Origin of the sequence: Weizmannia acidilactici (genome assembly GCF_008974225.1) — a bacterium.
Lineage (GTDB): Bacteria > Bacillota > Bacilli > Bacillales > Bacillaceae_C > Weizmannia > Weizmannia acidilactici.
Window position 1 is genome coordinate 32,548 of sequence record NZ_BKZR01000012.1, and the last position, 14,145, is coordinate 46,692.

Annotated in this window: 16 protein-coding genes; 5 read left to right on the forward strand and 11 right to left on the reverse strand. The window is 46.1% G+C overall.

Annotated features, from left to right (window positions below; translation table 11 throughout):
• Nucleotides 1–21: 21 nt before the first annotated feature.
• The 8 genes from gcvH to GBH70_RS06280 all read right to left on the reverse strand — a co-directional run bounded on the left by gcvH (nucleotide 22) and on the right by GBH70_RS06280 (nucleotide 8,304).
• Entirely contained in the window at nucleotides 22–405 is a 384-nt protein-coding gene (gene gcvH, locus GBH70_RS06245) for a glycine cleavage system protein GcvH (RefSeq protein ID WP_151680233.1), read from the reverse strand.
• A gap of 87 nt (nucleotides 406–492) precedes the next feature.
• Complete coding sequence (locus GBH70_RS06250; protein WP_151680234.1) at nucleotides 493–846, reverse strand: arsenate reductase family protein; 354 nt, start codon at nucleotides 844–846, stop codon at nucleotides 493–495.
• A gap of 290 nt (nucleotides 847–1,136) precedes the next feature.
• On the reverse strand, nucleotides 1,137–1,997 hold the full coding sequence (locus tag GBH70_RS06255; RefSeq protein WP_151680235.1) for a DUF421 domain-containing protein: 861 nt from the start codon (nucleotides 1,995–1,997) through the stop codon (nucleotides 1,137–1,139).
• 14 nt (nucleotides 1,998–2,011) lie between these two features.
• Entirely contained in the window at nucleotides 2,012–2,218 is a 207-nt protein-coding gene (locus tag GBH70_RS06260) for a DUF1657 domain-containing protein (RefSeq protein ID WP_151680236.1), read from the reverse strand.
• Between the two features lie 102 nt (nucleotides 2,219–2,320).
• Nucleotides 2,321–2,527 carry a DUF1657 domain-containing protein gene (locus GBH70_RS06265; protein WP_151680237.1) on the reverse strand — a complete coding sequence of 69 codons (207 nt, stop codon included), beginning with the start codon at nucleotides 2,525–2,527 and terminating at the stop codon, nucleotides 2,321–2,323.
• 285 nt (nucleotides 2,528–2,812) lie between these two features.
• Nucleotides 2,813–4,597 (reverse strand): acyl-CoA dehydrogenase FadE, encoded by a 1,785-nt coding sequence (locus GBH70_RS06270; protein WP_151680238.1) that lies wholly within the window; start codon nucleotides 4,595–4,597, stop codon nucleotides 2,813–2,815.
• A 99-nt stretch (nucleotides 4,598–4,696) separates the two neighbouring features.
• Nucleotides 4,697–5,875: an acetyl-CoA C-acetyltransferase gene (locus GBH70_RS06275; RefSeq protein ID WP_151680239.1), complete on the reverse strand. Its 1,179-nt coding sequence runs from the start codon at nucleotides 5,873–5,875 to the stop codon at nucleotides 4,697–4,699.
• A gap of 44 nt (nucleotides 5,876–5,919) precedes the next feature.
• Complete coding sequence (locus GBH70_RS06280) at nucleotides 5,920–8,304, reverse strand: 3-hydroxyacyl-CoA dehydrogenase/enoyl-CoA hydratase family protein (protein ID WP_151680240.1); 2,385 nt, start codon at nucleotides 8,302–8,304, stop codon at nucleotides 5,920–5,922.
• Nucleotides 8,305–8,515: 211 nt separating this feature from the next.
• Here GBH70_RS06280 and GBH70_RS06285 point away from each other — a divergent pair, with 211 nt between their 5' ends.
• From GBH70_RS06285 to GBH70_RS06295, 3 genes are all read left to right on the forward strand, one after another.
• Nucleotides 8,516–8,647 (forward strand): YuzL family protein, encoded by a 132-nt coding sequence (locus GBH70_RS06285; protein WP_151680241.1) that lies wholly within the window; start codon nucleotides 8,516–8,518, stop codon nucleotides 8,645–8,647.
• A 73-nt stretch (nucleotides 8,648–8,720) separates the two neighbouring features.
• A complete protein-coding gene (locus GBH70_RS06290; RefSeq protein ID WP_151680242.1) occupies nucleotides 8,721–8,978 on the forward strand; it encodes a hypothetical protein in 258 nt (85 codons plus the stop codon).
• Between the two features lie 38 nt (nucleotides 8,979–9,016).
• Nucleotides 9,017–9,352, forward strand: a complete 336-nt coding sequence (locus GBH70_RS06295) for a spore coat protein (RefSeq protein WP_151680243.1) — start codon at nucleotides 9,017–9,019, stop codon at nucleotides 9,350–9,352.
• A gap of 36 nt (nucleotides 9,353–9,388) precedes the next feature.
• Here the strand turns inward: GBH70_RS06295 and GBH70_RS06300 are convergent, their stop codons facing one another.
• Nucleotides 9,389–10,537, reverse strand: a complete 1,149-nt coding sequence (locus GBH70_RS06300; RefSeq protein WP_151680244.1) for an FtsW/RodA/SpoVE family cell cycle protein — start codon at nucleotides 10,535–10,537, stop codon at nucleotides 9,389–9,391.
• A 281-nt stretch (nucleotides 10,538–10,818) separates the two neighbouring features.
• On the opposite strand from GBH70_RS06300, the gene GBH70_RS06305 reads away from it, so the two are divergent.
• Nucleotides 10,819–11,139: a thioredoxin family protein gene (locus GBH70_RS06305; protein ID WP_151680245.1), complete on the forward strand. Its 321-nt coding sequence runs from the start codon at nucleotides 10,819–10,821 to the stop codon at nucleotides 11,137–11,139.
• Nucleotides 11,140–11,471: 332 nt separating this feature from the next.
• Here the strand turns inward: GBH70_RS06305 and GBH70_RS06310 are convergent, their stop codons facing one another.
• Nucleotides 11,472–12,896, reverse strand: coding sequence for a phospholipase D family protein (locus GBH70_RS06310; protein ID WP_151680269.1), 1,425 nt, complete (start codon nucleotides 12,894–12,896; stop codon nucleotides 11,472–11,474).
• Nucleotides 12,897–12,939: 43 nt separating this feature from the next.
• Between GBH70_RS06310 and GBH70_RS17980 the strand changes: the two genes are divergently transcribed.
• A complete protein-coding gene (locus GBH70_RS17980) occupies nucleotides 12,940–13,191 on the forward strand; it encodes a DUF5670 family protein (protein WP_503827269.1) in 252 nt (83 codons plus the stop codon).
• A gap of 66 nt (nucleotides 13,192–13,257) precedes the next feature.
• Here the strand turns inward: GBH70_RS17980 and GBH70_RS06315 are convergent, their stop codons facing one another.
• Entirely contained in the window at nucleotides 13,258–14,130 is an 873-nt protein-coding gene (locus tag GBH70_RS06315; protein ID WP_172967511.1) for a TetR/AcrR family transcriptional regulator, read from the reverse strand.
• Nucleotides 14,131–14,145 lie beyond the last annotated feature (15 nt).

The window sequence follows — 14,145 nt, forward strand, 5'->3', positions numbered from 1 at the left end:
ATGCAGTGCCTTTTTCATCTGTTACGCTTCTTGAATCATTTTCTCATATTGTTCGGCCGTTAACAATTCATCCGCTTCGCTCGGGTCGGACGGTTCAACAACGATCATCCAGGCTTTTTCATACGGGGATTCATTGACAAATTCAGGGTTGTCGTTCAAATCCGCATTGACTGCAACGACTTTTCCACTGACCGGGGCATATAATTCCGAAACGGTTTTAACGGATTCCACGCTCCCAAAAGGTTCATTGGCTGTCACTTCATCGCCTTCTTCCGGCAATTCGACAAACACAATATCCCCAAGTTCAGATTGCGCAAAATCGGTAATGCCGATCCGGAAATTCCCATCCTCTTCTTTGACCCACTCATGATCTTCCGAATACCGCAAATCCTCTGGTACCGCCATCACATATCCCTCCGTTGTATGTATCTGTTCAAAAATTCAACCTTTCAAGTCTAAAATTACATAAAAATACAGCTTAAATCAATCATTTTATAAGTTTTTTTCATAATCTTCTTCATTAAAGCCGAACAGCGCAAATGCATCGCCGGCCAAAATCGGACGTTTGATGAGCATGCCGTCAGATGCAAGCATTTCGAGGAGTTCATCTTCGGATAAAGCCGGGATTTTATCTTTCAAACCGAGTTCACGGTATTTTTGCCCGCTCGTGTTAAACAGCTTCTTGATCTCAAGCCCGCTCTTTTCATAATAGTCTTTGAGTTGCGCTTTGGAAGGCGGGTTTTCCACAATGTGCACGGCTTCATAAGCAATTTCGTGTTCGTCCAGCCATTTTTTCGCTTTCCGGCATGTGCCGCATTTCGGGTACCAGTAAAAAGTCAGTGCCATCTTGTTCACTCCTTGGCAAAATATCGTTACCTGTATGTTATGCGATTTTGCCCGGATATGCAAAGAAAGAAGCAGAGCTGCAGGCTGCTTCCCGGGCTTTTTGAATAGACGTGACATTCACTTCGTTTTCCGTTTGCGGACCGCTTTTTTCGCAGAAGTCTCGTGAATTTCGCGTATATCAAAACGGGGATTTAGAACGGACACTCTTTTAACAAGGGGTTTTGGGGATAAGATTTGCCACGCCAGCACATTCATGAGCAACCTTTTTCATGCGGAGTTCTTTTGAGTTTTTAGCTTTTCAAATAAGGTTCAAGCATATCGATCGCTTCCTGTAGCTTCTTGGCATTTTTTAAATACATTTTTTTCGCTTCATCTGAATCCGTCTGTAATGCGAAAGATTCCAGATCAGACTGGCTTTTTTTTATCATTGACATTAATAATGGTTTTTGTTGAGACGTTGGTAATTTCAATTGATCATCATAAACATCCACGGTTAATTGCCCGTAAGAATCGACTTGGGCCATAAATACATTGTCAAGGGCTACACCAAGCTTATCCAGTTCTGTTTTTAACCATTGCCGGGTTTTGTTTGCTTCCGCAAGAGGATCATCTAAAATTTTCCCATCCATGATAACCGTCTGGGGAACTTTTTCGTTTGCTACTTTGAGATTCAAATCTTTTGGGATTAACGGCCGGTTCTCTTTTTTCAAAAATACGCTTAGATCCCCATTTGGTTCTAATACTGCGAACTCTACGTCTGCTGCGTTAAATACATTCTTTTTCCTTAATAATGAATTTAAATCATCAATGGTATAGTGTTCTTTTCTCAAACTATCTTCCATAATTTTTCCATCTTTAATAAAGACGACTGATTTTCCTTCCGCAAAGTCCCTGAATTTTTTGCTTTTTAAAGAAAGAACGTCAACACCATAGGTTATGCCGCAAAAAAGCACGAGTACAATTAATCCGTGGATAATATTTCCATCTACACCTGTGATTACTTCAGCAGCGACGCTTCCGATTGTAATACCTGAAATATATTCAAAAAAAGAAAGCTGGGAAATTTGTTTAGATCCCAATATTTTTGTCATTAAGAATAAAACGGCGATAAACAAAATGGATCGTAATACAATCTCAAACCATTCAGGCACATTGATCACCCCGATTAATTTGGTTTATATTGTGGTTCTTCGCGTTCCATTTGATGAATGCGGATTTGCAAGTCTTGTTTTATTTCTCCGACTAACAGCATCGCCTGATGAAAAGCTTGTTGGGCTTTTTCATCCATAGCATTTAAAGCCAGGGTTGAGAGTTGGGTCTCAATCCCCTTAACAGTCGCTAAGCTTTGCTTTACATTGGAGTATACAGTCAATTATCCTCCCCATCCTTCCCTTGTCTTTAATTTGATCTAAAAGTAAGTTTTTATTTGAAAAAGGTTGGCAAAAAAGCCAACCCGCAACTTCAAAGGACGACATTATTGTTGCTTATACTGGGGTTCTTCAGTTTGAATGGCCTGAAGACGCGGTTCTAAGCTATCAATAATTGCTTGCGTTTGTTGTGCTGCATTTTGGTAAAGTTGTTTCGCCTGTTGATTTTCAGTCTGCAAAGCAAATTGTTCAAAACTTGCCTGTGCACTTTTTAACCCTACTAAAGCTTGAGTAACTTGAGTTGCGACTGTCATTTTTGTATCCCTCTTTCGTCAAAATGATCGCTTGCGTAATGTATTATTTCTTCATTCGTTAGCAATATATGTGGTAAAATTTGGCGTAACACAGCGATCTTTTCTCTACATCGAAACATCAGGAATCTCAATTTTAGAAGATAGAAATTATTTTAATAACTGATGCCAATAAATTATAAAAAATGGTTATTATTCCAACAGTCTCTGATAACATTGCTTTGCATTAAAAAAGGGGTGCCCCCGGGTCAGCTCACTGACTTTGGGGACAGCCCTTTTTCTTTCATATTACAGCACATAACGTTCGGCTTCGATGATTTTGTCGGCGGCTTCGCGTTTTTTCGAAATGACGTTTATCGGCGTGTGGCGCGTTAATTTGCGGAGCGCGGACAGCGTCATTTGCAATTGGTCGCCCTCCAGGCAGGCTGCAAGCGATTCTTTTGCAATTTGTTCTGACTGGTTGAACGCTTCTTGTGTGAAAATTTGCGTGTACAACAGTTTTTGTTGATGTTTGTCTACGCCTTCTTTGTTGATCGCTTTTTCTGTCCGGAGCACGCAGGACTCGGCTGCATATACATTCGAAACGAGGTCGGCCACATTGGCGAGCAGTTCCTGTTCGTTTTCGAATTTCTTACCGAAAGTTTGCAGCGCCGTTCCTGCCACAAGCAGCGCAATTTTTTTCATGTTCCTGACCAAATATTTTTCCTGTTCAAGCGGCTCATCGCCCACCTGGTCCGGCATCATCATCATCAATTCTTCCTGCAGGCTTTGCGCTTTCTCGAGAAGTGGCAGTTCCCCTCTGAAAGCTTTTTTCACATACGTACCCGGCACGATCAGGCGGTTGATTTCGTTCGTTCCTTCAAAAATCCGGTTGATGCGGGAGTCGCGATAAGCCCTCGATACTTCGTATTCATCCATGAATCCGTATCCGCCGTGGATTTGCACTGCTTCGTCGACAATATAGTCAAGCACTTCGGATGCAAAGAATTTGTTCAGCGAGCATTCAATCGCGTATTCTGCGATCGCATTGGCCACCGCGCGCCCGTCTTTTTCTTCTTCCGGCGTAAAGTGGCTCATTCTTTCATCGAACAATCCGACTGTGCGGTATACAGAGCTTTCGGCTGCATACAATTTCGAAGCCATCGTGCCGAATTTTTCTTTCGTCAGGTTAAACTGGGAAATCGGCGTTTTGAACTGCTGGCGGCCGTTCGCATATTTTACGGCAATTTCCAATACATATTTGCTGGATCCGACTGCGCCGAGCCCTAATTTATAACGGCCGATATTTAAAATGTTGAACGCGATCTTATGCCCTTTGCCGATTTCGCCGAGCACATTTTCCACCGGAACCTGCACGTCCTCAAGAATAAGGGTTCTCGTGGAAGACGATTTGATCCCCATTTTCTTTTCTTCCGCACCGGTCGAAACGCCCGGGAAAGTGCGTTCCACGATAAAGGCCGTGAATTTGTCGCCGTCCACCTGCGCATAAACGGTGAAGACATCTGCAAATCCCGCGTTCGTGATCCATTGTTTTTCCCCATTTAAAATATAGTGGGTACCGGCTTCGTTTAATCTCGCCGTCGTTTTGGCGCTGCGTGCATCCGATCCGGAGCTTGGCTCAGTTAAGGCATAGGCGGCAATCCATTCTCCCGTTGCCAGTTTCGGCAAATATTTTTTCTTTTGTTCTTCGTTTCCAAATAAAACGATCGGAAGCGACCCGATGCCGACATGGGCGCCGTGGGAAATTGCAAATCCGCCGGCCTTGGCGATTTTTTCGGAAATCAAAGCGGAGCTCACTTTATCAAGGGCAAGGCCGCCGTATTCTTCCGGGACATCGGCGCTTAAAAGCCCGAGTTCGCCGGCTTTTTTCAATAATTTGACGGAACGGTCGAATTCATGGTTTTCCAAGTATTCCACTTGCGGTATGACTTCATTGTTCGTGTAGTCTTCCGCCGTTTTGGCAATCATTTTTTGTTCTTCGGAAAGTTCTTCGAGCGTAAACACTTGTTCCGGTGTAATGTCGTCGATTAAGAAACTGCCGCCTTTTACAAATTCTTCAGTTTGGTTTGCCATTTCAAATTCCTCCCTTTTCGTATTTCAAATTCGAATGCGGGATGCGGCTCCGGCCCCTTCAAGGGATCAAACTTGCCGAAAGTTTCCGGACCGCCCCTTTTATGAAACGAGTTCAAACACGCCGGCTGCGCCCATGCCGCCGCCAATACACATCGTGACGACGCCGAACTGCACATTTCTCCGCTTCATTTCATGCGCAAGTGAGAGGGTTAATTTTGCGCCTGTGCAGCCGAGCGGGTGGCCAAGGGCAATAGCGCCGCCGTTGACATTGACAATATCTTCGTCAAGGCCGAGCTGGCGGATGACCTGGATCGACTGTGAAGCGAATGCTTCGTTTAATTCAAACAGCCCGATATCCTCAAGGTTTAAACCTGCCAGTTTCAAAGCTTTCGGTACGGCTTCCACCGGGCCGATTCCCATGATTTCAGGGCGGACACCTGCAACCGCAAATGAGCGAAATTTCAGAAGTGGCTTCAGGCCAAGGGATTCGGCTTTTTCTTTATCCATTAGCATGACCGCGGCGGCGCCGTCGCTTGTTTGCGACGAGTTGCCGGCCGTAACGGTGCCGTTTACCGAAAATGCCGGACGCAGTTTTGCGAGCGTTTCCAAGTTTGTATCCGGACGGACGCCTTCATCCTGCGAAAATACAACCTTTTTTTCAATGAGTTCGTTATCGTCGTTCACCGTACGGATCGTGACATCGACCGGGACGATTTCCTCATTAAATTTGCCTTCCGCAATGGCTCTCGCCGCTTTTTGGTGGCTACGCACGCTGAACGCATCCTGGTCTTCGCGGCTGACGCCGAATCGTTTCGCGACTTCTTCAGCCGTATGCCCCATACTCATATAATATTCCGGCGCCGTTTCCGCGAGCCTCACATTCGGGCGGACAACATGCCCCATCATCGGGACAAGGCTCATCGATTCCGCCCCGCCGGCGATAACCGTATCGGAATGGCCGAGCATAATCCTTTCCGCGCCGTAAGCGATCGCCTGCAGCCCGGATGAGCAGTAGCGGTTAATCGTGATTGCCGGCACCGTTTCCGCGAGCCCCGCCAAAACCCCGATATTGCGCGCCATGTTCATGCCTTGCTCCGCTTCCGGCATGGCGCAGCCGATAATCAAATCATCAATATTCCCTTCATAGTTGCCGGCGCGTTTTAACGTTTCTTTTACGACCAACGCGCCCAAATCGTCCGGCCTGACTGTTGCCAGCGTCCCTTTTTTTGCTTTGCCGACCGGCGTTCTCGCACCTGCCACAATGACAGCTTCCCTCATCGATTTCCCCTCTTTCCGTGTTTTTGCCAAAAAATTAGTTAAAATTAGTTTCTTAACGGTTTTCCTTTTAGCAGCATGTGCTGCATCCGCTGCTGTGTTTTCGGCTGGGCGATCAAGCTTAAGAAGGCTTCCCTTTCCAAATCCAGCAAGTATTGTTCATCTACTTTTGTCCCAAATGGCACTTTCCCGCCCGAAAGCACGTATGCAATCTTTTTCGCGATCTCCAAATCGTATTCAGAAATATAACCGGACAGATACATCTGCTGCGCCCCAAGCAAAAGCGCCGCATAACCTGTTTCCCCGACGACCGGGATTTTTTCGCGGACAGGCGGTCTGTAACCGGATTCAACCAAATGCAGCACCGCCCGTTTTGCATCGTAGATCAGGTGGTCCGGATTGGAACTGATGCCGTCCGTCTGATCGAGGAAGCCGTTTTCGCGCGCTTCTTCGGCGGATGTGGACACTTTTGCCGTCGCGATCGTTTCAAAGACTCTGTTGGCAACATTTTGCAGGTCAAACTGCACACCTTTCGGGATATTTTTCAAGTGCTTCATGTACAGCTCTTTATTGCCGCCTCCGCCCGGAAGCAGCCCGACCCCGGTTTCCACAAGGCCCATATACGTTTCACTTGCCGCCTGGATGTGCGCCGTGTGCAGACAAACTTCAGCACCCCCGCCGAGCGCCATCTGGAACGGCGCGGCGACAACCGGCTTCCGGCTGTATTTGATTTTCATCATCGTATTTTGGAACTGGCGGACGACCATATCGAGTTCAAAAATGTTGTCATCCTGCGCTTCCATAAGCATTAACGCCAGGTTCGCCCCGACGCAGAAGTTTTTGCCCTGGTTGCCGATGACAAGCCCTTTGTAATTTTTCTCCACTTCATCTATCGCAAAATTGATCATTTGCAAAATATCGAGCCCGATGGCATTGCTTTTCGAATGGAATTCAAGCAGGAGCACCCCGTCGCCGATATCAATCAGGCTGGCGCCGGCATTTTCTTTGATGGTTTTACCTTGTTTTTTCAAAGCTTTCAGGCTGATTTCTTTCGGGTTCGTTTCCACGGCTTTGTATTCGCCGTTATCGTAATAGAAAACAACGCCGTTTTCTTCTTTGTAAAAAGAGGTAAAGCCTTTATCGAGCATTTCTTTTACCCAGCCCGGCACCCGGATGCCGTCCAGCTCCATTTTCTGCACGGATTTTCCAACGCCAATCGCATCCCATGTTTCAAACGGCCCGTAGCTCCAGCCGAACCCCCATTTCATCGCCCGGTCGATCGAAACGATATCATCGGCAATGGTGCCGGTCAGTTCCGCCGTATAAGCGAGACACGGGGCGAGGATGTTCCAGAGCAGCCGGCCGGCGCGGTCATCTGCGTAGATGATGGTTTTTATTTTATTGGCAGCGCCTTTTACCTGCTGGGCCGCTTTTAAAGAAGCCGCTTTCATTTTTGTGCGCTCTCCGTATTCCATTGTTTCAGGATCCAGTTCATAAATGTCTTTGCCTTTTTTCACATAAAAGCCCTGACCGGTTTTGCTGCCGAGCCATCCTTTTTCAACGAGTTTGTGCATAAAATCCGGTACTTTAAAGATTTCTTTTTCTTCACCGCCGACTTTTTCATATACGTTTTTTGCAACATGGACAAACGTATCGATGCCGACGACATCAAGCGTCCTGAACGTCGCGCTTTTCGGGCGCCCGATAACCGGGCCCGTAATGGAATCGACTTCCCCGATCGTATAACCACCTTTTATCATTTCGCGGACAGTGACAAGCAGGCCATATGTGCCGATGCGGTTGCCGATAAAGTTTGGCGTATCCTTTGCGATGACGACGCCTTTTCCGAGCACGTCTTCACCAAACTGTTTCATAAAAGCAACGACTTCCGGATCGGTATCGGCCGTCGGAATCACTTCCAGCAGTTTCAAATAGCGCGGCGGGTTGAAAAAGTGGGTGCCGAGGAAATGCTTTTTAAAATCTTCGCTCCTCCCTTCCGCCATTGCTTCGATCGAAATTCCGGACGTGTTCGAGCTCACGATCGTGCCCGGCCGGCGGTATTGGTCGACTTTTTCAAACACGGATTTTTTAATGTCCAAACGTTCCACAACCACTTCGATGATCCAATCCGCTTCTTTTAAACGGCCGATATCATCTTCCAAATTCCCCGCTTCGATCAAAGACAGGCTTTTTTTTGAAGTGAGCGGGGCCGGTTTCTGCTTCAGCAGTTTTTTGAGCGCGGTTAGGCTGAAGCGGTTCCTGACATCTTTGTCTTCCAATGTTAACCCCTTTGTTTTCTCCTCTTCTGTCAGACCGTTCGGGACGATATCCAGCAAAAGTGTTGGGATCCCGATGTTTGCCAGATGTGCGGCAATTCCAGATCCCATTACGCCGGAACCGAGAACGGCCGCTTTTTTAATGTTATACCGCATAATGCATCCCCTTTCGACAATCGTTTGAATGAATACTCATTCATTATACTTTTTAAAAAAATAACGCTTTCAGCTTTTCTAATAATAATATATACGAATTTTTCCGTCCTATCAATCACTTATTCTCAAAAAATGACCATTTTTTAAAATTTTTTATGTTCCGCGCCGATTTGGACAAGATAAACCCGCAAGCCGATGAGGAGGTGGAAACATGGCAAAATTAAAGAAAAACCCATCTAAAGCAGGCGTCAGTGCAGCAAGCGTAAAAGGCAACGCCGGACCGACAATCAAAGCGGACGGCGGTGGTAAAGTGAACAGCCAGAACAACCAGTACAAAAAATAGCAGCCCTGCCCTGCATAAGATGCGCTACTCTTTCAAACAATAGGAAAAGACATGTAATAAAGGAGGAACAATCATGCAACAGCAGCCTTTTTCACAGCAGCAAAACGCGCAAATGAATTACAGCGCTCCACCACAGGTAATGTCGACAAAAGATTTGGCATATGTGAATGATATGCTGGCATGGAATCTGCTTGCAATGAAAAAAGCGCATGATGCCGCCATGCGCTGCCGGGACATTGAATTAAAAACGGTTTTTGAAGCGTGCGGGCAAATGCACCAGCGCCATTACCTGCAGATCATGGGGCATTTGAACAACCACCTGCAGCAGTAACAGGCGGCCCTTAATCCACTAGATGAGGAGGCATGAAGATGGACAACCAGCAAAAAATTCAAAACCCGAAAACGCAGGTCCCCGAAACGCCGGAGATGAACGACCGCGACCTCGCTAATGACCTGCTTTCCATGGAAAAATACATGACGGCTTCCTATAATACGGCAATGAATGAAGCGAGTCACGAAGCGCTGTACCGCGATCTCCTTTCCATTTTCACGGAAACACAAAACCAGCAGCGCAAACTGTACGAATTGATGTTCAAAAGAGGATGGTATAGTCTTGAAGCGGCGGAGCAGCAGAAACTGCAGCAATCTTACCAGCAGCATCAGGGCTACGCGTCGCAGTTCCCGTACGGAGGCCAGGTGCAGTGATCAAAAGCAGGCGGGGCCATAAGCCCCGCCTGCTTTTTAATTCTCGCTCGAAAACATATATTTTTTATAATGGTAACGGATGGAAAAAATAAACCCAACCGAGAGCATATTGCCCATCAGCGAGCTGCCCCCGTAGCTGATAAACGGAAGCGGAATCCCGGTGATCGGCAATACCTGGATCGTCATGCCGATGTTTTCGAATACGTGGAACGTAATCATTGAAATGACGCCCGCGCAAATGTACGTGTAAAAATCATTTTTCGTTTCAAGCCCAGCTTTGATAATATGGTAAATTAACATAAAAAACAAGCCGATGACGATGCTTCCGCCAATGAAGCCGAACTGTTCCCCGATGACGCTGAAAATAAAGTCCGTCTGGTTTTCCGGAAGATTGACTTCCGTCGTGCCGAGCCCTTTCCCAAATGTCTGCCCCGACCCGATCGCCATTAAAGACTTGATCAAATGGTAACCGTCCGTCGTAGAATAGTTGTACGGATCAAGCCAGGCATAAATCCGGCCGAACTGGTATTGGCGGACGCCGAGGTAGGTTTCAAGTATCTTCGGGTTCCAGAGGACAAAATAAAAAATGACCGCAACAAGTGCCGCACCGCCGCCGAAAATCGGAAGGAGCAGTTTCCACGTGATCCCCGACACAAAAACGAGCCCGAAAAAGATGGCAATAAACACCAAAGTGGTTCCCAAATCCTGGGAAATAGTCAGCATCAGCGGCACAAAAAGACATAAGCCGAGCTTGATAAACAGCCAAAAATCGGATTTTACTGTCCGGTTCAGCACTTTTTGGTTATGGTCCGATATGAGCCGGGCCATTGCCAAGATCAAAAACGGCTTCATGAATTCCGACGGTTGGAACGAACCGATGACCGGAAACACGAACCAGTTTTTTGCCCCTTTAATCACAGGGGCAATGGAGGCCGGCGCAATCATCAGCAAAACCAATAGAAGAATGCCAAGCCCGTAGCCGTACCAGGAAATTTTTTTCAGCTGTTCTGAATCCAGTCTGATGACAAGCGCAATCAGGCCGACGCCAATCATATAGAAAAGCGCTTGTTTTAATACAAAGCTGTGATTGGCAGTGTATATCGACACAAGGCTGACAATGCAGAACAACATCAGCGTCAGGACAAGGCCGTAGTCAATTCTGGAATTATTATCGTGTGAAGCCATTCAAATATCACCTATCTGCGTGCTTTAATGTCATAGCAAAAGAAAGCAGCCGGCCTGTAAAATCTATTTTTTAATGCATAAGGCAGGCGCGCAAAACGGAAACACTCATCGTTTTTTTCATACAAACTTTATTATACATCATACCGGCATAAGCACAATCATTTTCCTTTTGGAAATATTTTTGAGGAGGCCGGCATCAGTTAAAAAAAATTGAATCCTCCTGTTCTGCCGATTAAAATAGTAGGAAAGCGAAAAAATATCGATGGAGATGGTTATGATTTATGGAACCGATCAAAAGCACAGAAGCGTTTAAAAAAATTACCAGGGGAAGCGATCCGGTCATCGTAAAATTTTATGCGGATTGGTGCCCGGATTGCAAAGTAATGAATATGTTTATCGGGGATATCATCAAGGATTACCCGCAATACAAATGGTACGAAATCAACAGCGACGAGTTCCGCAGCATTGCGGATGAAAACCAAGTAATGGGCATCCCGAGCCTGCTCGTGTTTCAAAACGGCGAGAAAAAAGCGCACCTGCACAGCGCGAACGCAAAAACACCCGAACAGGTCCGCGAATTTTTGGATTCCGTTGCATTATAAAAAAAATCGGCCGCGTGCCGATTTTTTTGCTGAGGGGCATCTCCCGCTTTGTACAGCTGCGGTCGCTATCGGCCGACGGTTCTGTCCTATGCAAGGCGGGTAATAGCCCGTCCCGCGCCTTGTTTCCTTTATCTTAGCCGAAGACAGTGAAATCCATCCCCCTGGCCGAGGCCCCTCCGTTTTTTATTGGCTCTGTTACATTATATTGTTGATTCCTGCGGGATAGCGGCAAGAAGAAACCCCTCGTGCTGAGATATCGAACGTGGCCCGCAGACGCAGGGAGCGAAGCGGATTTCGCGATCATCAACATTGATTACGAACATAACCTTTTATTAATATGTTGTCAATTTCAACATTTCCTGGAGCCGGTAAATGCCTTTTAAAAAATAGGTGGTGAAGCCTTTATGTTTTTCGTACGGAACGGTGAAGGCACCATCCTTATTTGTCCATAGCCGCCCGAAATAGCGGCTGATGTCTTTTGTGACGGTTGCGTTATTAGGGGCTTTTACAAACAAATCCGTCTCTAGGTTGTAATCATCCAAATTCCTTAGCGTCAAATTGGTCGACCCGCCGAAAAACAGCGATTGTCCGGGCTTTTCGATCCATATGAGTTTTGGGTGGAATTGCTCGAGCCCAGTATTGTACCAGCGAATTTTGATTTTCCCGTCCGTTTTTTGCGCCAGCTCCTGCGCTACAGGCTGGTTCGGCAGCCCGATTTTTTTATGGCCGAACGCATTTAAGTTCGGGTCCAAAATGAGCCGGATGGAAACCCCGCGTGCCGATGCCTCCTCAAGCGCATCGACCACTCTCCTGTCCGCCAGATAAAACATCGCCATTGAAATTGTATCACCTTTTTTCGTGGCGTTCAGTTCCTTCATTAATCGGCTGTACACTTTCCCCTCGGTTAACAGCTGTACAGCAATATCGCCTTTTTCCTCCTTTTTCCCCTTATACGCAGGTAGTTTTGGCCCGTCCGACATATCGGAAGCCGACTGCTCCGATTTCAGTACATCGCTTACGATCGACCCTTTTACGAGAAAAGCGATATTCGAATGCCAGCCACTTGCATCATGGGGATTTCCGGAAGCAATGACCGCACCTTTTTCGGTTGCAAACGTTTTGCGGTGGTTCGCCTTAATATTGAACAGTTCCAAATAAGAACGGAGCGCCATTTTCGGCGCATTATCCCCGAAAGCGTTCGGCAACCAGCCTTTTCCGCCCTGCCCGAACCATTGGAAAAACATGTGCCATATCCCGGAATAGAGCGGCGTCGAGTCGCGCAGCGGATCGAGATTCGTATATACTACCTGGATGCCGTGCTTTTCGAGCCTTTTTAAAACAGGGGCTTCGTGCGATCCATAAGAAGTGTTGATCGGGTCAGAAATGATAATGATTTGGATTTGCGGCTCTTTTTCTTTTTTCTCAATGAATTGATCGGCCAATGTTTCGCTCAATAGCGGCACTTTCATTTTTTTATCATGGTAACCGTTAAAAAGGAAAAAATCGGCCACAATAAATTGATGGGCATCATCGATCATCCGATAAATTTCGGGATAAATGGATTGTTCCACTTTCCTTTTTCCTGTCCCCTTTTCCCGGTACGTCAAATCGGCAAGAAAGCGGATATCGCGCCCATTGATATCGTATGTTTTGCTTGCATACGAAATGCCTTTTGGCAGCGGTTTATAAGTATTATACAAAATCACGGCCGCATAAATGGCAAGCAGGATGAGCACAAAAGCGGACCAGTATTTCATTTTGCCTTTTTTCACACGAATCCTCCCCTTATTTGTTCATATCATGCCCCGGGAAAGAAGGGGCCAAACATGGGGCGTTTTGGAAAACGGCAGCATTGGGTACTTTAGAACGATCACGCTTAGAAAGGAATCGACTGGATATGATTTGGACGATCATCGGCATTATATTGACGCTCTAGATTTTAGGTATATTTTCCATATTGCAAGTGCATTTATCCATCTCCTCCTTGTGCTTGCCGCTATCATACTGCTGGTCAAAATTTTTACCAGCCGGCACAGCAGAAGAAGCCATTGAATGGCAGATCATATAAAAAGAAGGCCTATAGCCGCAATTTTCAAACACGGCTTTAGGCCTTCCTTTTTAAGGTAAAAGCTTAATTCCCAATGCTTCTGCAATTTTTTCACCGTACCGTCTCAATTCCGCGATCCCGTAAAAAAGGGACAGCATGCCTTGAAAAACGTATTTTCTTTTCTTTTCCTGGTACAATTCCTCTTTTAACATCAGGACAGCATTTTGCAGATCCTGCTTCTCCTCAAGTGGCAGATCAAGCTCCGCAATCTTCCTCTTCATTTCCGCAAGCAGGCTGCATATTTCGCCGGTTTCATCATTCACCGGATAAAGGTCTTCAATTTTGCGACGGACAAGGGGCGGCCGCCGTTCTTTCAAAAAGCCTTCAGCAGCGTAATCCAATTGATCCATAATAAATTCTGCGAGCTGTTCCAGATCCACCTCTACGCCATCAATGACCGTGATTTTCATGTATGCATGAACAATGCCCCCGTACACGAGAATAGCGTCCAGCACATATGGTTCAAATGCTTCCCCATATATTGAAAGCATCAGTTCTTTATAGTACTTTTGTATAGCGTAATTCTTTTTCTCGAAAAATACCCTTAAGCCCTCGTTTATAGAATGGTTTTGTTCCCGCTGCAGCATGACGATAAAATCGCGGTGCCGGATGCAAAATTGAAACAGGGAAACCAGCTGCCTTTTTTCCTTTTCCCTCGGCGTGGCTTTTTGTTTCTCGATTTCCTTCAATATTTTTGAAAGTTCATCAAAATAGTATTGGAAAATTTCTATTAATAACTCATCTTTTGAAGAAAAGTACGTATAAAAAGCCCCTTTGGAAATCCCGCAAACATTCACAATGTCCTGGACCGTTGCCGTTTGGTAGCCTTTCTCCGCAAATAATTTGATTGCCGCCCGGATTAATTCCTCTTTTTTCTGCTTCATCTTCATCACCGCATA